General features: G+C 68.5%; 19 protein-coding genes, 1 tRNA gene and 1 pseudogene. 10 read left to right on the top strand and 11 right to left on the bottom strand.

What is annotated here, in order from left to right; genetic code table 11:
- Positions 1-38: 38 nt before the first annotated feature.
- The 3 genes from ACFXJ8_RS37195 (at position 39) to ACFXJ8_RS37185 (ending at position 2,329) form a co-directional block, all read left to right on the top strand.
- The gene (locus ACFXJ8_RS37195; RefSeq protein ID WP_379649160.1) at positions 39-551 is read left to right on the top strand and encodes a SigE family RNA polymerase sigma factor; all 513 of its coding nucleotides are present in this window, start codon (positions 39-41) and stop codon (positions 549-551) included.
- A complete protein-coding gene (gene mltG / locus ACFXJ8_RS37190) occupies positions 548-1,483 on the top strand; it encodes an endolytic transglycosylase MltG (RefSeq protein ID WP_379649159.1) in 936 nt (311 codons plus the stop codon). Before ACFXJ8_RS37195 ends, mltG begins: the two co-directional genes overlap by 4 nt.
- Positions 1,484-1,666: 183 nt before the next feature.
- The gene (locus tag ACFXJ8_RS37185; RefSeq protein ID WP_379649158.1) at positions 1,667-2,329 is read left to right on the top strand and encodes a class I SAM-dependent methyltransferase; all 663 of its coding nucleotides are present in this window, start codon (positions 1,667-1,669) and stop codon (positions 2,327-2,329) included.
- Between the two features lie 70 nt (positions 2,330-2,399).
- Here the strand turns inward: ACFXJ8_RS37185 and ACFXJ8_RS37180 are convergent, their stop codons facing one another.
- Entirely contained in the window at positions 2,400-3,377 is a 978-nt protein-coding gene (locus tag ACFXJ8_RS37180; protein ID WP_379649156.1) for a helix-turn-helix domain-containing protein, read from the bottom strand.
- A gap of 1,774 nt (positions 3,378-5,151) precedes the next feature.
- Here ACFXJ8_RS37180 and ACFXJ8_RS37175 point away from each other — a divergent pair.
- A complete protein-coding gene (locus ACFXJ8_RS37175; protein WP_379649155.1) occupies positions 5,152-5,658 on the top strand; it encodes a hypothetical protein in 507 nt (168 codons plus the stop codon).
- Between the two features lie 248 nt (positions 5,659-5,906).
- Here ACFXJ8_RS37175 and ACFXJ8_RS37170 read toward each other — a convergent pair whose 3' ends face one another.
- Genes ACFXJ8_RS37170 through ACFXJ8_RS37150 form a run of 5 tightly spaced genes read right to left on the bottom strand, consistent with a single transcriptional unit; the run spans position 5,907 to position 10,388 of the window.
- Complete coding sequence (locus tag ACFXJ8_RS37170) at positions 5,907-6,752, bottom strand: aldehyde dehydrogenase family protein (RefSeq protein ID WP_379649153.1); 846 nt, start codon at positions 6,750-6,752, stop codon at positions 5,907-5,909.
- Positions 6,749-6,922, bottom strand: coding sequence for a hypothetical protein (locus ACFXJ8_RS37165; protein WP_379649151.1), 174 nt, complete (start codon positions 6,920-6,922; stop codon positions 6,749-6,751). Before ACFXJ8_RS37165 ends, ACFXJ8_RS37170 begins: the two co-directional genes overlap by 4 nt.
- Positions 6,915-8,336 (bottom strand): aldehyde dehydrogenase family protein, encoded by a 1,422-nt coding sequence (locus ACFXJ8_RS37160; RefSeq protein ID WP_379649150.1) that lies wholly within the window; start codon positions 8,334-8,336, stop codon positions 6,915-6,917. The genes ACFXJ8_RS37165 and ACFXJ8_RS37160 overlap by 8 nt, the downstream gene beginning before the upstream one ends.
- Positions 8,337-8,341: 5 nt before the next feature.
- Positions 8,342-9,283 (bottom strand): deoxyribose-phosphate aldolase, encoded by a 942-nt coding sequence (gene deoC / locus ACFXJ8_RS37155; protein ID WP_379649148.1) that lies wholly within the window; start codon positions 9,281-9,283, stop codon positions 8,342-8,344.
- 52 nt (positions 9,284-9,335) lie between these two features.
- Entirely contained in the window at positions 9,336-10,388 is a 1,053-nt protein-coding gene (locus ACFXJ8_RS37150; RefSeq protein ID WP_379649146.1) for a hypothetical protein, read from the bottom strand.
- Between the two features lie 154 nt (positions 10,389-10,542).
- Between ACFXJ8_RS37150 and ACFXJ8_RS37145 the strand changes: the two genes are divergently transcribed.
- From ACFXJ8_RS37145 to ACFXJ8_RS37135, 3 genes are all read left to right on the top strand, one after another.
- The gene (locus ACFXJ8_RS37145; RefSeq protein WP_379649144.1) at positions 10,543-10,695 is read left to right on the top strand and encodes a hypothetical protein; all 153 of its coding nucleotides are present in this window, start codon (positions 10,543-10,545) and stop codon (positions 10,693-10,695) included.
- Positions 10,696-10,786: 91 nt separating this feature from the next.
- Entirely contained in the window at positions 10,787-13,651 is a 2,865-nt protein-coding gene (locus ACFXJ8_RS37140; RefSeq protein ID WP_379649143.1) for an ATP-binding protein, read from the top strand.
- Positions 13,648-14,112, top strand: a complete 465-nt coding sequence (locus tag ACFXJ8_RS37135) for a cupin domain-containing protein (protein WP_379649236.1) — start codon at positions 13,648-13,650, stop codon at positions 14,110-14,112. The genes ACFXJ8_RS37140 and ACFXJ8_RS37135 overlap by 4 nt, the downstream gene beginning before the upstream one ends.
- On the opposite strand, the gene ACFXJ8_RS37130 is transcribed toward ACFXJ8_RS37135, so the two are convergent.
- Complete coding sequence (locus ACFXJ8_RS37130) at positions 14,109-14,678, bottom strand: TMEM165/GDT1 family protein (RefSeq protein WP_379649141.1); 570 nt, start codon at positions 14,676-14,678, stop codon at positions 14,109-14,111. The two genes, ACFXJ8_RS37135 and ACFXJ8_RS37130, sit on opposite strands and share 4 nt — an antisense overlap.
- A gap of 189 nt (positions 14,679-14,867) precedes the next feature.
- Between ACFXJ8_RS37130 and ACFXJ8_RS37125 the strand changes: the two genes are divergently transcribed.
- Positions 14,868-15,236 carry an ester cyclase gene (locus tag ACFXJ8_RS37125; protein ID WP_379649139.1) on the top strand — a complete coding sequence of 123 codons (369 nt, stop codon included), beginning with the start codon at positions 14,868-14,870 and terminating at the stop codon, positions 15,234-15,236.
- On the opposite strand, the gene ACFXJ8_RS37120 is transcribed toward ACFXJ8_RS37125, so the two are convergent.
- From ACFXJ8_RS37120 to ACFXJ8_RS37110, 3 genes are all read right to left on the bottom strand, one after another.
- On the bottom strand, positions 15,233-16,252 hold the full coding sequence (locus tag ACFXJ8_RS37120) for a UDP-N-acetylmuramate dehydrogenase (RefSeq protein WP_379649138.1): 1,020 nt from the start codon (positions 16,250-16,252) through the stop codon (positions 15,233-15,235). The genes ACFXJ8_RS37125 and ACFXJ8_RS37120 overlap by 4 nt on opposite strands.
- A gap of 11 nt (positions 16,253-16,263) precedes the next feature.
- Positions 16,264-17,442: a hypothetical protein gene (locus ACFXJ8_RS37115; protein WP_379649136.1), complete on the bottom strand. Its 1,179-nt coding sequence runs from the start codon at positions 17,440-17,442 to the stop codon at positions 16,264-16,266.
- A gap of 88 nt (positions 17,443-17,530) precedes the next feature.
- Entirely contained in the window at positions 17,531-18,040 is a 510-nt protein-coding gene (locus ACFXJ8_RS37110; protein ID WP_379649135.1) for a hypothetical protein, read from the bottom strand.
- 29 nt (positions 18,041-18,069) lie between these two features.
- Between ACFXJ8_RS37110 and ACFXJ8_RS37105 the strand changes: the two are divergent.
- Positions 18,070-19,254 (top strand): annotated as a pseudogene (locus ACFXJ8_RS37105) (MFS transporter); the annotation flags it as partial.
- A 309-nt stretch (positions 19,255-19,563) separates the two neighbouring features.
- Here ACFXJ8_RS37105 and ACFXJ8_RS37100 read toward each other — a convergent pair.
- A complete protein-coding gene (locus ACFXJ8_RS37100) occupies positions 19,564-20,055 on the bottom strand; it encodes a YajQ family cyclic di-GMP-binding protein (RefSeq protein ID WP_379649133.1) in 492 nt (163 codons plus the stop codon).
- A 142-nt stretch (positions 20,056-20,197) separates the two neighbouring features.
- On the opposite strand from ACFXJ8_RS37100, the gene ACFXJ8_RS37095 reads away from it, so the two are divergent.
- Positions 20,198-20,279: transfer RNA gene (locus tag ACFXJ8_RS37095), tRNA-Tyr, on the top strand.
- The last annotated feature ends 43 nt before the right edge of the window (positions 20,280-20,322 follow it).

The raw sequence follows: 20,322 nt of genomic DNA, 5'->3' as shown, positions 1-20,322 counted from the left end.
ACCTGCGTCCTTGGTTGGTGACATCGCGAGGAGGACAGGTGGATCCAGGATTCGAGGCGGACTTCCGCGCGTTCGTCGTCGATCGGTCAGGGGCGCTGTTCCGCACCGCGTACCTGCTGACCGGTGACCGGCACGCCGCCGAGGACCTGGTCCAGTCGGCGCTGACGAAGACGGCCGCCAGGTGGCGCGGCCTTCGCGACCCCGCGGCGATCGAAGGCTACGTCCGTCGCGTCATGTACAACGAGCAGGTGAGCTGGTGGCGGCGCCGCTCGGTGGTGGCGGAGGTGCCCGCCGAACGGCTGCCCGACCAGATCGGGGACGGCCACGCCGAGACCGCCGACCTGCGCCTGCTGATGCGCGCGGCGCTCGCCCGGCTGACGCGCAGGCAGCGGACCGTGCTCGTGCTGCGCTACTTCGAGGACCTGTCCGAAACCGAGATCGCGGGACTGCTCGGCATCGGCGTGGGGTCCGTGCGCAGCCAGATCTACCGCTCGCTGGAGCGGCTGAAGAAGACCGCACCTGAGCTCGACGCCGTGAGGGAGTTCGGATGAACATCGAGGATCTGCTGCGCGAGACGCTGACGGACATGGCCGCGGAGGAGCAACCGCCCCCGCCGAGCCGGTTCCTCCAGGCCACGGGTCGTCGGCGCCGCCGAGGGCTCGTCCTGGCCACGGCGGCAGCGGCGGCCGTGGCCGTACTGGCGGCCGGGTCCACACTCGCGGTCCGGAACCTGTCCCCGCAGGGGCCCGCCCTCGACAACCTCGTCGCGCAGAGCCCGCTGCCGGTCACCGTGACCGTGCGGGAGGGGCAGTGGCTCTGGCAGACGTTCAGGCAGCTGACGGGCGCCACCGGCAGGCCCGTGCGGGACTTCGAGCGAGCCGCGCGCGACGGCGCCGCGCTCGGTCTTCCCGGGTACGCCAAGGGCGGGCTGGAGGGGTTCGCCTTCCCCGGAACCTACGAGGTGTCGCCCTCGTCGAACCCCGGCGAGCTGCTCGCGGCGATGGTGTCCCGCTTCAAGCGCGCCGCCGACTCCGCCGGGCTCGCGGAGGGGGCCAAGCGGCTTCGCCGTACCCCGCTGGAGGTCCTGACCGTCGCGAGCATCGTCGAGGCGGAGACACGCGACAAGCGTGACATGCCGAAGGTCGCGCGGGTCATCTACAACCGGCTGAACCGGACGCCCGAGATGAGGCTTCAGCTCGACAGCCCCCTCCGGTACGGCACGGGCAAGGCCGGGGGCGAAGTCACGCTCCAGGACCTCAAGAGGGCGTCGCCGTACAACACCTACCAGAACGCCGGCCTGCCGCCCGGCCCGATCGGCAACCCGGGAGCCGACGCCATCGAGGCCGCGCTGAGGCCGGCCACAGGGCCTTGGCTGTACTTCGTGGAGACCGATCCGAAGAAGGGCACCATGAAGTTCACCGCCTCCGAGACCGAGTTCTTCGAGCTGACCAAGGAGCGCAGGAAGAACCTCAAAAAGGGCTGAGAATCGTCGGGCAGCTTCGCGATCTCCCGTTCCGCCTCCATGCCCGGGCAACGCCGCGCAGTGGGAAGCGCCATCGCGCGCCCTGGCACAGCCGCTCACCATCGTCGAGATCGCCGAGCCTGACGAACACCAGGGCACTCTTCGAGGGCTGCGGCGGTCTTGCCAGGCCCTAGCATCCCCTCCATGACCGAGACGGACCTCCTCACCGCCACCCGTGCCGCCTACGACGCCGTCGCCGCCCAATACGCCGAGGCCATCCCCGAGCGTTACCATGCCGACCCGCTCAATCACGGCATGATCTCCGTCTTCGCCGCCATGGTCCGAGCCTCCGGCGACGGGCTGGTGGCGGACGTCGGGTGCGGTCCCGGCCACGTCACCGCGCACCTGCGTTCCCTCGGCGTGACCGTCTTCGGCGTGGACCTGTCGCCTGAGATGATCGCCATAGCCCGCGACGCCTATCCGGAGCTGCGCTTCGAGGTGGGGCCGATGAATGCTCTCGAGGTCGAGGACGCCTCCCTGGCGGGAGTCCTCGCCAACTACTCGATCATCCACACCCCGCCCGAGCGGCTCCCCGGCGTGCTCGCCGAGTTCCACCGCGTGCTGGCGCCCGGCGGCCTTCTCCTGCTCGGCTTCCAGGCCTACGACGGCCCCGATGACCTGGCCGAGGCCTTCGACCACATGGTGTCCCTCGCCTACCGGTACTCGCCCGATCGGGTGGCCGAACTGCTGCTGAAGGCCGGGCTCGCCGAGGTGGCCCGGCTGGTCATCGCCCCGGGAGAGGACCCCAAACGGGGCTTCCCCCAGGCCTACCTCCTCGCCCGCCGCCCAGCACCCGGTCCGCAATAGCCTCGCTACGAGTGTGGCCACTCGATGACTGCGGATGGCGGCCGCGATACCAGCTCGTCGGACGCCAGCTCTACCGGGCTGGGCGGCGTCTCCCGTCCTCGACCGATCGCGTGCGGACCGTGGAAGATCCAGGCGCCAAAGAAGCTTCGGGAGCCCTGAGCTGCTCATGTCGAGGTCGGAGTCGATGTCGGAGTCGGAGTCGACGCGGGGTGGACCACGATGGGCACGCTGGCACGCAGCTGTCCGGGGCCCTTGATCGATTGCCCGTCGTGCTCCTTCCAGGTCTCAAGGTGGTAGGTCCCCGGGGGGACATCAGTCCACTTGTGGTACTGCCAGGAATTGCAGGCAAATTGTGCGGTTTCCCGGTTCGGGCGCAGGGAAACCCAGTACGTCGTGGTGCCCTGCGGGCAGAGCTTGAGCGACCAGAACTCGATGTCGCCTGTGGCCGTCTGAGTCCACCGGCGCGAGAAGATTCGGAAAGCCATGCGGTCGATCCGTGAAGGGAAACATCCACTTCAGGCGGGCCAGACGTCGGTGAGGCGAGCGGGGCGGCCTCCGGGAACGTCCTCTCGCCCAAAGAAGGGGAAGCGCGAAGCAGCAGATAAACGGTGACCGGTACGGCAAGTGCCATGGCGGCGGCAGGCACCAGAAGAAGGGGTCGCTGCCACCAGGGGACAGTTCGCAGGTCGCCCGCGCCAGTCGGTGCGATCTCCTGCGGATCTAAGGCGTTCCGGTCGAGTTCCCGGTCGCTCGCGCCAATCGGTTCGATCACCTGCGGATCCGCGGCGTTCTGGTGGAGTTCCAGCCAGCGCTCGTTCCAGGGCTCGGGGTCGGCACCGCATGCCCTTACGTAGGATTCCACGAAGTCCCGCGGTGGCAGTTCGTTCGGGCTGAGTCGCCGCGAAAGAGTGCTGGGGTGGTACTTCATGCGGCGCCCTATCTCCTCCAGAGTCAGGGCTCCTCGTAATTGGCGCAGGTCATCCGCGAACTCCGCTACCGGTCCTTGCTCCCGGTCGATCGGACGATCCTTACGTCCACCTCGCGCCATGCGATCCTCCGCTGTCGCTGTCGCTGTGCAGTTCGGTGCGGTTGTTGCCACCTTTGTTCGCAGCTCAAGGGACGATGCAGGGGGCAACATCGGCCGTGGGACGACCGCAGCCGCATGATCATTATCCACCCCCTATCGACCCAAAAGGGCACCCTTGTCCGGGATGCCATAAGCACCAGGCGAGATCGTCGTCTTGCGAGGGCTTGAAGCCCGCTGCGGGGTCTTTTCGCAAGACTTGACCTGGCCGGCGGAAACGCGTCACCGAGACGCATCGGGCGAAGGGCCGCAAGCAGCATGACGGCCTCCTCCACATACCGCCAGGCGGTCGTCGCCAACCCCCGAAGCCCGCACTGATCTCGGCGAACGTCTCATCCTTGCGCAGGTAGACCAATACCAGCAGGGCCCACTGGCCGGGGTTCAGCAGCCGCCACGTCGACCCGATCCGCTTGCGATGGCGGCAGATCAGTTCGGCCACATAATCAGCGTTGAACGCGACAAATCGACGGCAGCACGGTAGAACAGCGCACACAAACCCCTGTTCGGACGTGGTAGTTATGGTGATCAACCCGTCCACCAGGGGTTTCTCCACGTCACGAGCCGAACCCACAACTCGTTGGTCACGCTGTGACCAACGAGCCTCGCATTCGAGGGCGAAGTGGGTCACTGTTGATGATGGAGCATTTGCGATTTGGCACTATATAAGCAACATTCGTGCTGAATGTCTAGTTTTTGGTGCGCATCTACAGAATCGCGATGGATCTGATATCTGGTCATGCAACTGACCGGCTTCTGGCTTCGCAGGTCGCTTGCAGGCTTTCTAATGTCGCGGTCAGGCGCAGCGTCTTCTAGCGCGTCGTTTCCCCTCCTGGACGTGTGATATAACTGCGCGCCGACCAGTGGACCTGTATGCATGCAGTGTTCTGGCGTCATGGAACGCGTGCACCCCTCCTGATGGTTTCTCGGTGCCGAGATGCCTGCAGTAGTTGGAGCATGAGTGTCCCCCTTACCGGTGAGCGTAGAGACGGTTCACATCCACATGTTGGCTCTGAGGAATGCGCCGGCGCACGAGCTCGCTCGGGGGCGCCGTTGGTCGACGTGGATCTGCATCCGTGGCACCGACACCCCCACTTTGCATGCGGGGTGAACACCATGGTCAGAGCAGGTCACCTTGTCGGCGATCAACCGGTGACATGATGCCCACGGACCCGCATGATGGCATGTGGTTGCACATGAGGTCGTCCGCTATTGACCTTAGGGGTGACGACAAAAGGGATGCATGTAAGTGTTTTGAACCTTACGTGACAGCTGAGGTTTGTTTATATAAGCTCGGTAGCCATGTCGGTACCTGATTCGTCCTATGTGCGAAGCCGTGTTTGTCGTGCGGACGAAAAGCCATGGCTGTGCATAGCGGACGAAAAGGTGCTCACCCAGTTCTCGCGGAACGCGAACAAGTATTTGAGTGAGCCGCGGTACGATCGGGAGCGCGAAATATCCCTATTGACCGGCAAGCTCACGATCGAGCAAGCGGCCCACTACGTGCTTCGTTCAGTTTTCACTAGAGATATCGAGAGGGCCAGCGTAAGGTACACGACTGCGGGGGACCTAAGGAAGGCGGGATTTGCGGTCCTGCATACCCCAGGTCGCATCTCCGCAGGTTGCGACGGGGATCTGAGTCACGTCTCGGCGATCTGGCCTGCAGACGATCCTGTTCAAAGGCAGGACATCCCCTGGGACCCCGACGTGACGGAGAGCTTCACCCGATGCTTCAATGGGTATGGAGACGAGCGGAGGTAGGGCGGTGAATCTAGACTCTCTGATCAAGCGAGGACTTCCTCCTTGGCGCCCGCGACCCGAAGCGTCCGATCTAGATGTATGGCATGAGTACGAGATCCCGCTAACGGGCACCTTCCACCTCAACGGAGATCTCATCCTCTTTACGCAAGTAGCTGCTGCGACCGAAGATCGAAGCGCATGGGCATACGTGTGTATCGACCCGGACGATGCCGACTCCGTTTTCCCCTCGCTGGATGAGATGGATGCGTTCGTTGAGGACAGGTTCGCTGGCCACGAGGTGGTGATCGCCCTCGCGGACGGTGACAGGCTCCTCGGCACCTGGACGCGAGAGATCATCGATTCCGGAGGCCTGCCACAGGCCCTTGAGCGCGCACTCAACAAGGTGATCCAGAGCGTCGACCGCGTGGATGAGCAAGAGCGTCGCATCCGGGCGAAGTTGGCAGGGGTTGAGGCGGCGACGGCAGAACTCGACCTGCTGTCAGCTTGAAGTAGAAGACCCGTGTAGAGACGCTCTGGCGGCTCGGGTTGGATGGCCTTGTGGACCTGGTAGACGCCCGGTCGCGAAAGAGGGCAGGTCGGTGACACTCGTACGTCACCGACCCGCCCAACAGCTATGCGTCTCCTCCGGCCGGACCTGCGTGGTCAACGGGGGCGGGAAGGGGGCGGGAGCCCCTGGGAAGAGGGGCCCCGAGCCGCCAGGCGAGGGACGATGCCTTTAGATGCCCTCAGGTGCCGTTAGATGCCCGCCGGATGCCAGACCGTCTTGGTCTCCAGGAACGTCGTCATCCGTCCGATTCCCGGGTCCGCGCCCCAGTCTTCCTCACCAGGCCGCAGCACCCGCTTGAGGTTCTCCGCCGCCTCCTGCTCGCAGCGTAGCGCCAGGTCCGCGTCCATCACCCCGGTCAGGTCGAGCCCGTTGACGTCCATGTGGGCCGCCAGCCACGGCGCGATCTCCGCCTGGTGTCCGGTGAGGATGTTGACCACCCCGCCGGGCAGGTCGGACGTCGCCAGCACCTCGGCCAGCGTGATCGACGCCAGTGGCGACGGTTCCGAGGCCACCACCACGGCCGTGTTGCCCGTGACGATGACGGGAGCCACGACCGAGATCAGCCCGAGCAGCGGGTCGGCGGGCGCGATCACCGCGACCACGCCGGTCGGCTCGGGCGAGGACAGGTTGAAGTACGGCCCGGCGACGGGGTTCGCCGACCCGCGCACCGCAGTGATCTTGTCGGACCAGCCCGCGTACCAGACCAGCCGGTCGATGGCCGCATCCACGTGGTCGAGAGCCCCCCGCTTGGCCCCACCGATCTCCTCGGCGAACTGGGCGCGACGGCCCTCCAGCATCTCGGCGACGCGGTAGAGGATCTGCCCCCTGTTGTACGGCGTGGCCGCCGACCACCCGGGGAACGCCTTGCGCGCGGCCGACACGGCGTCACGCGCGTCCTTGCGCGAGGCCCGGGAGGCGTTGGCCAGGAAGTCGCCCTTGGGGGACGTCACGACGTACGACCTTCCGCTCTCGGATCGCGGGAACGCCCCGCCGATGAACAGCTTGTAGGTCTTGCGAACGGTCAGCCTGCTCATCGCTTCTCCTCCGCCGGCCGTACGGGAACGAAGATCTGGCCGCAGCGGCTGACTCCGCAGCGGTGGGCGTACCAGCCGGTCCGCACGGGGCGGCCCGCGCGGGCGTAGGCGTGGCCGCGCGTGGCGTGGGCGCGCCTGGCCCGCCTGCGCCGCAGGCGATGGTCACACATCAAGGTAGGCCTCCAGACCCGCGAGACCGCCTTCACGGCCGTAGCCCGACTCCTTGTAGCCGCCGAAGGGCGAGGTCGGGTCGAACTTGTTGAAGGTGTTGGCCCACACGACGCCGGCCCGCAGCCGGTCGGCCATCCACAGGATGCGCGACCCCTTCTCGGTCCAGACGCCCGCGGACAGGCCGTAGGGCGTGTTGTTGGCCTTCTCGACCGCCTCGGCGGGCGTGCGGAAGGTCAGCACCGACAGCACGGGGCCGAAGATCTCCTCGCGCGCGATGCGGTGCGACTGCGCCACGCCCGTGAAGATCGTCGGCGGGAACCAGAAGCCCTTGTCGGGCAGCGGGCAGGCGGGCGACCAGCGTTCGGCGCCCTCCGACTCCCCTGCCGTCGACAGCTCCTTGATCTTGGCGAGCTGCTCGGCGGAGTTGATCGCGCCGATGTCGGTGTTCTTGTCGAGCGGGTCGCCGAGGCGGAGCGTGGAAAGGCGCCGCTTGAGCGAGTCGAGCAGTTCGTCCTGCACCGACTCCTGCACCAGCAGCCGCGATCCGGCGCAGCACACGTGTCCCTGGTTGAAGAAGATGCCGTTGACGATGCCCTCGACCGCCTGGTCGATGGCGGCGTCGTCGAAGACGATGTTGGCTGCCTTGCCGCCGAGCTCCAGCGTGAGCTTCTTGGACGTGCCGGCCACCGTACGGGCGATGATCTTGCCGACCTCGGTGGAGCCGGTGAAGGCGACCTTGTTGACGTCGGGGTGGGCGACGACTGCGGCGCCGGTCGCGCCCGCGCCGGTGACGATGTTGACGACGCCCGGCGGCAGCTCGGCCTGCTGGCAGATCTCGGCGAACAGCAGCGCGGTCAGCGGCGTGGTCTCGGCGGGCTTGAGCACGACGGTGTTGCCGCACGCCAGCGCGGGGGCGATCTTCCAGGCCAGCATCAGCAGCGGGAAGTTCCACGGGATGACCTGGCCGGCCACGCCCAGCGGCCTGTCGCCGAAGCCCGCGTAGGCGAGCTTGTCGGCCCAGCCCGCGTAGTAGAAGAAGTGCGCGGCGACCAGCGGCACGTCGACGTCGCGCGACTCGCGGATCGGCTTGCCGTTGTCGAGCGACTCCAGGACAGCCAGCTCGCGGGCCCGCTCCTGGATGATCCTGGCGATCCTGAACAGGTACTTGGCGCGCTCGGATCCCGGCATCGACGACCAGACGCCGAACGCCTTCCTTGCGGCCTGCACCGCCCTGTCGACGTCGTCGGAGGAGGCCGAGGCGATCTCGGCCAGCGTCTCCTCGGTGGCCGGGTTGACCGTCTTGAACGCGGGCCCGGTGCCGTCCACGAACTCGCCGTTGATGAACAGCCCGTACGACGCCTTGATGTCGACGACGTCACGCGACTCGGGTGCGGGGGCGTACTCGAACACCATCGTGATCAGTCCAGGGTGAAGTAGTCGGGACCGGCGTACCGGCCGGTGGCGAGCTTCTGCCGCTGCATGAGCAGGTCGTTCAGCAGCGAGGAGGCGCCCAGCCTGAACCAGTCGGGGTTCAGCCAGTCCTCGCCGACGGTCTCGTTGACCAGCACGAGGTTCTTGATCGCGTCCTTGGTGGTGCGGATCCCGCCCGCGGGCTTCACGCCGACCTGGCGGCCGGTGCGGGCGCGGAAGTCGCGCACGGCCTCCAGCATGACCAGCGTCACCGGGAGCGTGGCCGCGGGGGCGACCTTGCCGGTGGAGGTCTTGATGAAGTCGGCCCCGGCGATCATCGCCAGCCACGAGGCCCGCCGTACGTTGTCGTAGGTCGCCAGCTCGCCCGTCTCGAGGATCACCTTCAGGTGGGCCTCGCCGCAGGCGGCCTTCACCGCGACGATCTCCTCGAACACCTTCACGTAGTCGCCGGACAGGAACGCGCCCCTGTCGATCACCATGTCGATCTCGTCGGCTCCGGCGGCGACGGCCAGCTCGGTGTCGCTCACCTTCACCGCCAGCGAGGAGCGGCCGCTGGGGAACGCGGTGGCCACCGAGGCGACCTTCACCCCCGAGCCGCGCAGCGCCTCGACCGCCACCGGCACCAGGTCGGGGTAGACGCAGACCGCGGCCACTTTCGGCGCTCCCGCGGCGGTGTACATCGCCTTGGCGCACATCGCCCTGACCTTGCCGGCGGTGTCGGCGCCCTCCAGGGTGGTCAGGTCGACCATGGAGATGGCCAGGTCGATGGCCTCCGCCTTGGCGGTCGTCTTGATGGAGCGGGTGGACAGCATCGCCGCCCGCTGGTCCGCGCCCACCCGGTCGACACCGGGCAGGCCGTGCAGGAAGGCTCGCAGCGTGGCATCGGAGGAGGCCACGTCCACGAGCGAGGTAGTCACAGTTGACACCATCACAGCATCGCCGACCAGGACGGGTAGTTCCAAACCGGACCTGCCTGAATGTTCATTGATAGGTCAGCACCAATTGCCGTACCCCCGCGGGAGCGCTCGCCTCCACCGTCGCCCACATCCGCGTGGTGCCCGGCACGTTGGCCAGGCCTCTGATCTCCGCGCGGGTCGTGCCCGCCGGGCTCAGGGGCGTCTCCGACCAGGCGCCGTCCTGGAAGCGGACGAGCGTCCCAGGCCGCCGCGGGTGGGCCGCGCCCAGCCACAGGCCGCTGCCTCCGTCCGTGGCCACGTGGGTGTAGGCGGTCGCGGGGGTGCGGTGGTCGAGCCGCTGCCACGAGGCGCCGTCCCAGCGCAGGACGACCGCCTCGCGCGGCAGCCCGCCCACCGTGATCGCCCCGACCGCATAGCCCAGATCCGGGTACGGCATGGCGATGTCGTTGAGCTCCAGGTAGCCGCCCTCGGGCAGCTCGATGGGAGGCAGCACTGTGCGCTCCCATGCCCTGCCGGTCCACCGCATGATCGAGGCGGCGCGCTCGCCTTCGTAGCCGAGCTTGTCCTCGCCGGGGCTGCTCAGCGCCCACACCTGCCGCGCGGAGACGGCGGCGAAGTCGCTGATCGGGTACGGCGCGGCCACCGTCTGCCATGCCGTACCCGACCAGTGCCAGAGGACGTCGGTCATGCCGTTCGGGCCGAACCGCAGCCCCGCCGCCCAGCAGTCGTCGGCGCCCGTGGCCGCGGCCGCCGTCACGTGCGCGGACCCGACGGCGATCGGCAGGCTGGCCCACCTGCCCGCCGCGAAGCGGTGGACCTCGATCCGGTCGGGGTTGTCGGCGAACCGCCAGCTCGTCCCCGGTCCAGGGGAGGACACCAGGTACGGCTCGGCCAGACCGGTCTCGTCCTGCCAGTCCACGCCGTTCCATCGCATGAGCGGCAGCCCCGAACGGACGACCCACGCCTCATCCGGCCCCGCGGCGCCCACCTCGCCGAATCCACCCCACACGCTCGCCTCAGCCGCGGCCGAGACGCGCCATTCATGGCCCTGAGCTGCGACGGGAGCTCCCGCGACGAGCAGCGCGCCGGCCGCCGCCACGATCATCCATAGCTTCACGCCGCACCATCGTGGCCTGTCTAAGGCGGCGCGCGGGCGTGTCCTAGGTAGTCCTAAGCCGAAGGTTCGGCAGAGATAAGGCATCCGACCGATGTCACGGGGTGGGCCTTAGCCCGAATCTTAAACATGTCAGCAAGAACAGGAGAAAGCAGCGATGAACCCCGAAATTGAGTACCAGCTCATCCAGGCCCAGGCGCGAGAGCTTCGCCGGGCGGCCGCGGCCCACCGTCAAGTACGGGAGGCCCAGCGGGCCGGCGAGAGCGAGCGGCGTCACCGCTCGGTCTTCGGCAAGTTCCGCAAGTCATGACCACCGCACGAGAGCCCGGCCGCATCCTCCCTCGCGGCCGGGCCTCTCAACCCCCCTGAATCACCAAAGGTCATATGTCATGCTTGAGGACGTGTTGGGGCGTTCCGTAAGTCCTGTCTTCGTAGGACGGGAAGCAGAGCTGTCGGTCCTGACCGAGTCCTTCGACGAGGCCCGCAAGGGCGCGGCCACCGCCGTGCTCCTGGGCGGAGAAGCGGGAGTCGGCAAGACCAGGCTGGTGCAGAGTTTCGCCGAGCGCGCCGCGAACGACGGCGCGCAGGTGCTGTTCGGTGGCTGCGTCGAGCTGTCCACCGACGGTTTGGCGTACGCCCCTTTCACCGCCGCGCTGCGCCAGCTCGTCAGGGAGATGGGCACGGCCAGGATCGGCGCGCTGCTGCCCGACGGCGCGGAGCGCGACCTGGCCAGGCTGCTGCCCGAGTTCGGCGAGCCGAGCGCCGACGGCGAGACCGACACCGGCAGGGCCAGGCTCTTCGAGCAGTTCCTCACCCTCCTCGAACGGCTCGCCGAGCCGCGCCCGGTGGTGCTGCTCATCGAGGACATCCACTGGGCCGACAGGTCCAGCCGCGACCTGATCGCCTTCCTCAGCCGCAACCTGCGCGAGTCGCAGCTGCTCATGGTCCTGACCTACCGCTCGGACGACCTGCACCGCCAGCATCCGCTGCGGCCCGTGCTGGCCGAACTGGGCAGGGTCGCCGGCGTGATGCGCCTCGACCTGCCGCGCCTGTCGCGCGACGAGGTCGCCCAGCAGATGGCCGGCATCCTCGGCGCCACCCCGCAGTACTCCCGCATCGAGACCGTCTACCAGCGCAGCCAGGGCATCCCGCTGTTCGTAGAAGCCCTGGTGGAGTGCGACGACGGCACGTGCGAGATGCCCGACTCCCTCACCGACCTCATCCTCGGCTCGGTCGAACGCCTGCCCGAGGACACCCAGCGCGTCCTGCGCATCGCCGCCGCCGGCGGCATCCGCGTCGGCCACGACCTGCTCTCGGCGGTCAGCGGGCTGTCGGACCTCGACCTGGAGACGGCGCTGCGCCCCGCCATCGCGGGCAACGTGCTGCAGATCGCCGACAACAGGGCCTACGTCTTCAGGCACGCGCTGATCCGCGAAGCCGTACACGAGGAACTGCTGCCCGGCGAGCACCAGCGCCTGCACGCGCGCTACGCCGAGGAGATCTCCCGCGACCGCACGCTGGTGCCGCCCGGAAGGGCGGCCGTCGAGATCGCCCACCACTGGTACGGCGCGCGCGACGACCACTGGGCGCTCATCTCGGCGTGGGAGGCGGCGCAGAAGTCGTACCGCGCGTTCGCCTACACCGAGGCCATCCCCCTGCTCGAACGCGTCCTCATGCTGTGGGACAAGGTGCCGGGCGCCTGCGGCGACATCGGCGTCGACCACACCGCCGTGCTCGAACGCGCCTCCGAGGCCAGCCACGCCTGCGCCGACATCGACAGGGGCGTCAAGTTCGTCAGGGCGGCGCTCGACGAGCTCGACGAGCGCGTCGAACCCGAGCGGGTGGCCGCCCTGCTGGTCCGCTGGGGCAACTTCCAGAAGGCCAAGGCCAAGCCGGGCGCGCTGGAGAAGTTCAGGCAGGCGCTGGCCCTGGTGCCCGAGCCCGGGCCCGCCCGCGCCGACGTGCTGGTGAAGCTCAGCAGCCACCTCATGCTGAGCGGCGAGGTCGCCGAGGGCAACGCGCTGGCCGAGGAGGGGCTGGCGCTGGCCAGGACGCTCGGGCTCCGGGTGGCCGAAGGCAACCTGATCATGAACCTGGCCCTCGGCTACTCCCTCGACGGAGAGATCGAGCGCACCCTCGAGGCGAACCTGCGCGCCATGCGCATCGGCGAGGAGGTCGGCTCGGGCCTGCTCATCCTGCGCGCGCTGGCCAACAACGTCGACGCGCTGAACGACCTCGGCCGCTCGGCCGAGGCCATCGAACTGGCTCGCGAAGGCGAGCTGCTGGCCAAGAAGTACGGCAGGGTCAGCTCGTCGGGCACCTTCATCCTCAACAACCTGGCCGAATGCCTGGAGTCGCTGGGCAGGTGGGACGAGGCCGTCCAGGTCATCGAGCACGCCCTCAGCCTCGGGCCCACCATCAGCACCCGCTACCACCTCATGCGCGGCCGCGCCGACATCGCGCTCGGCAGAGGCGAGCTCGACCTGCTGGAGGGCATCCTGTCCGAGCTCGGCGTGCTCAGCGAGCGGCCCGAGACCTTCGTGCAGGACATCACCAACAGCACCCGCCTGCACATCGGCTGGCACCTGCTCAGAGGCGAACCCCACCACGCGCTCGCCGTCGCCGAACGCGTGCTCAACCGGCCCACCCAGGCGAGCAAGGCGGGGCTGGCCTGGCGGCTGCTGTCCCTCATCCGCACGGTGTGCGACCTCGCGGCCCCCGCGCTCCCCGAACGGGCGGCCGCCGTACACGCTCTGGCCACCGAGGTCGCCGGCTCGCTCGCGGTCATCGGCCCGGCCTCCGAGGCGTACCGGCTCACGTTCGTCGGCGACTTCGACGCGGCCTCGGCCGCGTGGGAGCGGCTCGGCAGGACCCACTCGCAGGCCAAGTCGCTGCTGCGGGCCGCGTCCGCGCTCGCCCACGCCGGCGACAAGGAGGGCGCCGCCGTACGGCTGCGCGCCGCCTACCCCCTGTCCACCACGCTGGCCGCCGCGCCGCTGGTCACCGAGATCGAGGGCCTGGCCCGCCGCCTCGGCATCGCCCTGGCGGAGGAGAGCGCGCCCGCGCCCGAGCTGCTCACGCCGCGCGAGCTGGAGGTGCTGCGGCTGGTCGCCCTCGGCCGGACCAACAGGGACATCGCGGCCGAGCTGTTCATCTCGGCCAAGACGGTGAGCGTCCACGTGTCGAACATCCTCGGCAAGCTCCGCGTCTCCACCAGGGGCGAGGCCACGGCGGCGGCCCACCGCCTGGCACTGCTGTCGGTCTGACAGAATGCGGTCATGATCGAGCGTCCGCTGTTGCGTCGTCCCGAGGAGGGCGAGCTGATCGACGTCGCCGGGGTGGCGCACTTCTTCCGGCTGACCGGCGAGCACACCGGGGGCGCTTCGCGTTCGAGGAGTTCACCCTCGGCGCGGGAATCGTCGGAGCGCGTCCGCACGTGCACGCGGGGCATGACGAGTACTTCTACGTCCTGGACGGCGAGCTGACCCTGCACAACGGGGACGGCGAGGTCACGGTGGGCCCGGGGCACCTGCTGTCCGCGGTGCGCGGCACGCCGCACGGCTTCCGCAACGCGGGCACGGGAACCGTACGGGCGCTGTGTCTCTACACCCCCGCCGGATACGAGGGGTACTTCCGCGAGGTGCACGCCGCCGTGGCCGCGGGCGCCGAGGTGACCGACGAGCTCCTCGCGGAGTTCCGCTCCCGCTACCGAACCGCGTCTCACTAGGTCAGGAGGGGCTCCGCCAGGAGCAGGACACCGAACAGCGCGAAGGCTGCGGCCGCGCCGTACCGGATGGCCTTTTCCGGCAGGTGCTTGCCGAGCAGGCGCCCGACCACGATAGCCAGGGCGTCGGCGGCGACCATGCCCACGGTCGACCCGATCCACGTGCCGAGCCAGCCGTGCTGTGTGGCCAGCGTGATCGTGGCCAGCATCGTCTTGTCGCCCAGCTCGCTCAGGAAGAACGCCACCGTCACCGCGATCAACGCGTTGCGGGTGGTCCGCTTGGCCTTCTGCGACTCTTCCTCGGTCAGTTCGTCACCGCGCAGCGTCCACAGCGCGAACCCGAGGAAGGCGATGCCCGCGACGATCGAGATGGCGGTGGTCGGCAGCGCGTCGCCGATCAGGCCGCCGACCGCGACGCTCACCAGGTGGACCACCGTGGTGGCGATCGTGATGCCGGCCAGCACGGGCCAGGTCTTGAAACGGGTGGCGAACGTCATCGCCATCAACTGACTCTTGTCGCCGAGCTCGGCGACGAAGATCACACCCAGGCTGATCCAGAAAGCTTCCAACGGTCGTCCTCTACACAGGGCCGGACCGGAAGCGACTCAACGTGGGCAGCACGACTTCGGCCCGGCATGGTTGCCAGGCCGAAGGTCTCGTCCGCCTGTTACAGGCTCGCGTGACCGGGCAGATGCCAGCATGTCGACCACGCGAATTGAGGACTACTCCCCTTCGGGTATTCGGAGAGAGCTTACCTTATGGACAAGCTTTACCGTCGCTGGCTGCTGGAGATGTGGAACGGCGACTTCGACCTGGCCGACGAGCTGGTCTCGGCCGACTTCGTGGGCCACTGGCCGGGCATGGACGTGCACGGTCCCGAGGGCCTGAAAGGCGCGCTGGCGCAGGGCTTCGAGCCGTTCGCGAACGTGGCGGTCACGCTGGATGTGGGCCCGATCGTCGACGGCGACATGGTGGCGGCCAGATGGACGTTCTCCGGCGACCACACGGGCGCCATCCCCGGCGTGGAGGTGACCAGAATCACCTTCAGCGGGCACGACATCCTGCGGGCCGAGGGCGGGAGGTTCGTGGAGTACTGGGTGATCTCCGACACCCGCTGGATGCGCTAGAGCGTGCAGCCGACGAGCGTGGGCTCGTTGACGAGCGTGACGCCGAACTTCTCGCGCACCCCTTCGCGCACCTCGCGGGCCAGCGCGAGCAGGTCGGCCGTGGTGCCGTCGCCGTTGGGGTTGGTGAGGGCGAGCGTGTGCTTGGTGGAGATGCGCACGGGGCCGCGCGCGTAGCCCTTCGGGAACCCGGCCTGCTCGATGAGCCAGGCCGCGGGGAGTTTGACCGTACCGTCGGGCAGGTCCCACCGCGGTGTGCCTTCTCCGAGCGCGGCGGCCTCCTCCGCAGTCACGATCGGGTTGGTGAAGAACGAGCCCGCGCTGCGGGTGTCGGGGTCGGCGGGGTCGAGCACCATGCCCTTCCCCTTGCGCAGTTGGAGTACGGCTGCGCGCACGTCGGCCAGCGGCGCCCGCTCGCCGACCTTGCCGACCAGCTCTTTATAGGTGAGCACACCCGACATTTCCGAAGTATCCAGCAGGAACGTCACGCCCAGCACCACGTACCTGCCGAGCTCCCGCTTGAACGCGCTCGTCCGATAGGCGAAGCCGCACCGCCGCGCCTCGACGTCGCGCACCTCACGCGTGCGCCGGTCGTAGACCCGCACGCACCGCACGATTTGCGACACTTCCTGCCCGTACGCGCCGACGTTCTGGATCGGCGTCGACCCGACCTGCCCGGGGATGCCCGACATGCACTCCAACCCGGCCCAGCCCTCCGCCACCGCGCGCGCCACCAGCGGATCCCAGTCTTCGCCCGCCTCGGACTCGACCACCACCTGCCCGCCGTCACGCGAAACCGTCACCCCGCGCGTGGCCACCTTGATCACCAGGCCGTCGAAGCCGTCGTCCGACACCACGAGGTTGCTGCCGCCGCCCAGAACCAGCGTCGGCACCTCACGCCGGTCCGCGTCGGCCACCAGGGACACCAGCTCCTCCGCCGTCGTCGCCTCCTCGTAGGCGCGCGCGGGCCCGCCCAGGCCAAGTGTGGTGTACGGCGCAAGCAGCCTCTGAACTCCCATAAGCGCCAAGCCTACGAGGAGCGCAGCATGCGCAGCACCCTCTCATAGGTCCTGCGCGACTCCCTCTCCCGGTAGTCGGCGGGAACGTCGAGGTAGCCGTGGTGGCGCTCCTGCCGTACCGGAAGCCGCTTGTCGGGGACGACCAGCGGGCCCTCCAGCGCGAGCGACAGCTCCAGATCGGCGTTGCGGTAGTAGCGCGCCTTCTCCGGGAACGCGCCGAGCGCGGCGCTCCGCCGTACCGCCATCAGATAGCCCAGCAACGCCCGAACCTGTCCGGGCCCCGCCGGACGCCACTCCATGCCGCCCTCGGCCGGTTCGACGCCCTTCCACCCCGCCGCCACCGCACCGTCCTTGATCGCCGCGACCAACGGCGTCAGCGCGTCACCCTCCAGGACGGTGGAGGTCTCCATCAGCACGTGCACGTCCGAACGGTCCAGCCGCAGCAGCGCCATACGGCACGCGCCCCACTCGGCCGTCCCCTCTCGCCAGTGCGGCGCCTCCGCGACGTGCCACACGGTCAGCCGCTCGTGATGGTCCTCCGCGAGATCGTGCAGCACCTGGCCCGCGCCCTCATGGTTGCCGAGGTCGATCGCGAGGATCTTGGCGTGGGTGTGTTCGAGCAGCGCCGACACGCAGCGGCGCACGTCCTCGCCCCAGCCGTCGACCACCAGGCCCACGCCGACCGTCACGTCGGCGGTCTCGATCCGCTGCCGCTCCACGTCGATGCCCGCCTCGTCGAGCCGGTTGACGGCGAGCGAGGCGTCCCAGATCTGCTGGGCGTGCACCATGTCATCGGCCACCTCGTGCGGATGCCACACGACCGGCGCCGGCCTCTGGGTTTCCGCAGGCCATCGGATCCCTGCAGGCCTTTGGATCTCAGGCCTTCGGGTTTCTGCAGGCCTTTGGGTCTCCGAGGACTCCGGCTCGGACGCGGCACCGACGGGCGCCAGCCGCGTGCTGGTCGCCTCACGATCGTCCGTCACCGCGCTGATGGGGATCGACCGCACCGACGGCCACACCTCGAACGGCGGCTTCACCCGCAGCTCGAACCCCTGCGCCGAGTCGCGAACCAGCCAGCCTGCGTGCTCGATCTCGCGCCTGAGCGCATCGGCGGCCGCGTAGTCACGATCCGCCCTGGCCCTGGCCCGTCGCTCGGCGAGCTCGACGACGTGTCGCGGCGCATCACTCATGCTTCACGCCTACCCACTCGCCCTACCGAAAGTCGAGCTTCTGGCCTCTTCTTGACCCAATCCGCAGCGGCACCACCGCCGGAGACCGCTACCGGATCTCGCCGAGATCGAAGGCGACGTCGGCGAGATGAACCGTCCGCACCTCCGGGTCGTCGAGAAGCTTGCGCAGGTCGGCGAGTTTCCAGCGGTCGACGACGAGCCCGTGCACGACGCCCTCCTCTGCCGCCCACGTGAGCCAGTCGTAGTACAGCTCGAACGCGCCGAAGTCGTCCCCTTCGTCGAGCAGCCCGACCCACCGGCGGAACTCCGCCAGCGCCGCCTCGGGCTCGGTCACGCACTGATAGGTGAGATCCGGCCAGATGTCGTCCTTGGTCATGTCGCGGTTCCAGACGACCGCGTTCAACGAGGACGGCTCACTGGAATCGTCGGAGTAGGACGGGGAGTAGATGTAGGAGACGTCCGCCCCTCCGCAGATGTTGTGCCTCCGGTTGAAGGCGACGAGCCGCTCGGTGGTCAACGAGCCCGCGAACTCCACGACCGCGACGGCCTCGAGCGTCTGAGGAAGCCCGTCGATGGACTTCCTGGCCTTTTCCGCCAACTCCCTGTCGATGCCAGAACCGGAACTTCCGGCGGCTGCTCGCCGCCGACGCGATCAGCCATGCGGGCACCCAGGTCACGCTGGTGGCGCTGCCGCTGACCGCTGTCGTCGCTCTTCAGGCGGGCGCTCTGGACACCGGCCTGCTCAACGCCGCGCAGCAAGCCGCTTTCCTCCTGCTCGGCCTGCCCGCAGGGGTGTGGGTGGACCGGCTGCGCCGCCGTCCCATCCTGGTCATCACCGACCTGGCCAGGGCCGCACTCCTGCTGACGCTCCCCGTCGCCTGGTGGCTGGGCCTGCTCACGCTGCCGCACCTGTATGTGGTGGCGTTCGGGCTGAGCGCCGCCACGGTGTTCTTCGACGTGGCCTACCGCAGCTTCCTGCCGACCCTGCTCGACAAGGACCAGCTCGTCCAAGGCAATGGCGCGATCGAGTCCGTGGCGGGGCTGTCGAGGGTCGCGGGGCCCGGCGTCGGCGGCTGGGCCGTCCAACTGGTGGGCGGGCCCGTCGCGCTGCTGGCCGACGCGTTCAGCTACCTCGCCTCGGCGCTCTGCCTGCGCGGAATCGACGCGCGCGAGGCGGTGGAAGATCGGGCGGCCGAACGCCGGGGGCTCTGGAGTGAGACCCGGGAGGGCTTGGCCTTCGTCCTGCGAGATCCCGCCCTGCGGGCCATCGCCACCAGCGCGGCCGTCTCCAACCTCTGTGGCGCGGCGATCACCGTGCTGCAGGTGCTGTTCCTGATCCGCACGGTCGGGATCAGCCCTGGCCTGTACGGCATGCTGCTCATGGCGGGCGCTGCGGGCGGTCTGCTGGCGGCGGTGACCTCGGGCCGTCTGGCCGGATGGATCGGTCAGGCCAGACTCGTCTGGCTGGCCCCGACCGTCTGCACGCCCTTCGCGCTGCTGATCCCGCTCACCAGTGCGGGCTGGGGGCTGTCCTGGTTCGTCGCCGCCCTGATGACCGCGACGGGCGGGGTGCTCTTCAACGTGGCCCAGGCGAGCTACCGGCAGGCGATCACCCCAGACCACCTGCTCGGCAGGGTGACGGCCTCGATCAGGTTCATCGCCTGGGGCGTGCTGCCCTTCGGCGCCACCGCGGGCGGCCTGCTCGGCGAGCTGTACGGCACGCGCGGCGGCCTCTGGATGGTGGTTCTGGCGCAGCTGCTCAGCCTGGCGCCCCTGCTGCTCTCGCCGCTGCGCCGGATGCGGAACTTCTAAGACTGCGACCCGCCTGGTCTGTACGGCAATCGCCAGGCACCTGAAGCGCTTCCCGCCGGCCGATATCCGAGCCGCTCCGCCGTACCGCCAAGCTCTTGATCAACAACCAGCTTCAACCGGACCGCTGGGCTGCCTCTGTCTCGGGCACCTCGGTCAAGACCGCGCAACTCGCCCCTCGGCCACCCGGTACGTACGTAGGGGAGTGGCCCGAGGCACACGAGAAAACCCGCGCCCGTGTCGACGGTGCTCTCGGCCGTGTGCCCCGGATGTGCCCTCCAGACCCGGCCAACCAGCCCAGGCCCAGCTGATTCAGCGGTAGTTCGTGAACTGCAGGGCGATGTCGAGATCCTTGCCCTTGAGCAGCGCAATGATGTCCTGCAGCTCGTCCTTCTTCTTGGAACTGACCCTGAGCTCCTCGCCCTGGATCTGGGCCTTGACCCCCTTGGGACCCTCGTCCCTGATGATCTTCGAGATCTTCTTGGCGTGCTCCTGGTCGATGCCCTCCTTGAGGGCGACCAGCATCCGGTACTCCTTGCCGGACAGCTTCGGCTCGTCGGCGTCGAGGATCTTCAGGGAGAGGCCACGCTTGACCACCTTCTCCTTGAAGACGTCGAGTGCGGCGTTGACCCGCTCCTCGCTGTTGGCCTTGAGCTCGATGTTGTTCTGCCCGGACCAGCTGATGGCTGCCCCAGTGCCCTTGAAGTCGAAGCGGTGTCCGATCTCCTTGACCGTCTGGTTCAGCGCGTTGTCGACCTCCTGGCGGTCGATCTTGCTGACGATGTCAAAGCTGCTGTCGGCCATCGGTGTGGGTGTCCTCTCTTCGTCCCCTCCGACCTTAGCGACCACGAGGTGCTGGAGTGGGGATCGGGCATGGGACAAACCGATGTCACGCACACCTCGAAAGTCCGCTATTCTTCTGTCTGTCGCCGCGAGCGGATGACACGGCAGGTTGCCCGAGTGGCCAATGGGAGCGGACTGTAAATCCGTCGGCTTAGCCTACCCAGGTTCGAACCCTGGACCTGCCACACTAGCGAGAAGAGGGGCGGCACCCACGCGCAACCCGTGGGG

The organism is Nonomuraea sp. NPDC059194, from assembly GCF_042754765.1.
Taxonomy (GTDB): domain Bacteria; phylum Actinomycetota; class Actinomycetes; order Streptosporangiales; family Streptosporangiaceae; genus Nonomuraea.
Note: the sequence above shows the minus strand (reverse complement) of the source record. Positions and strands in the feature narration are given on the sequence as shown.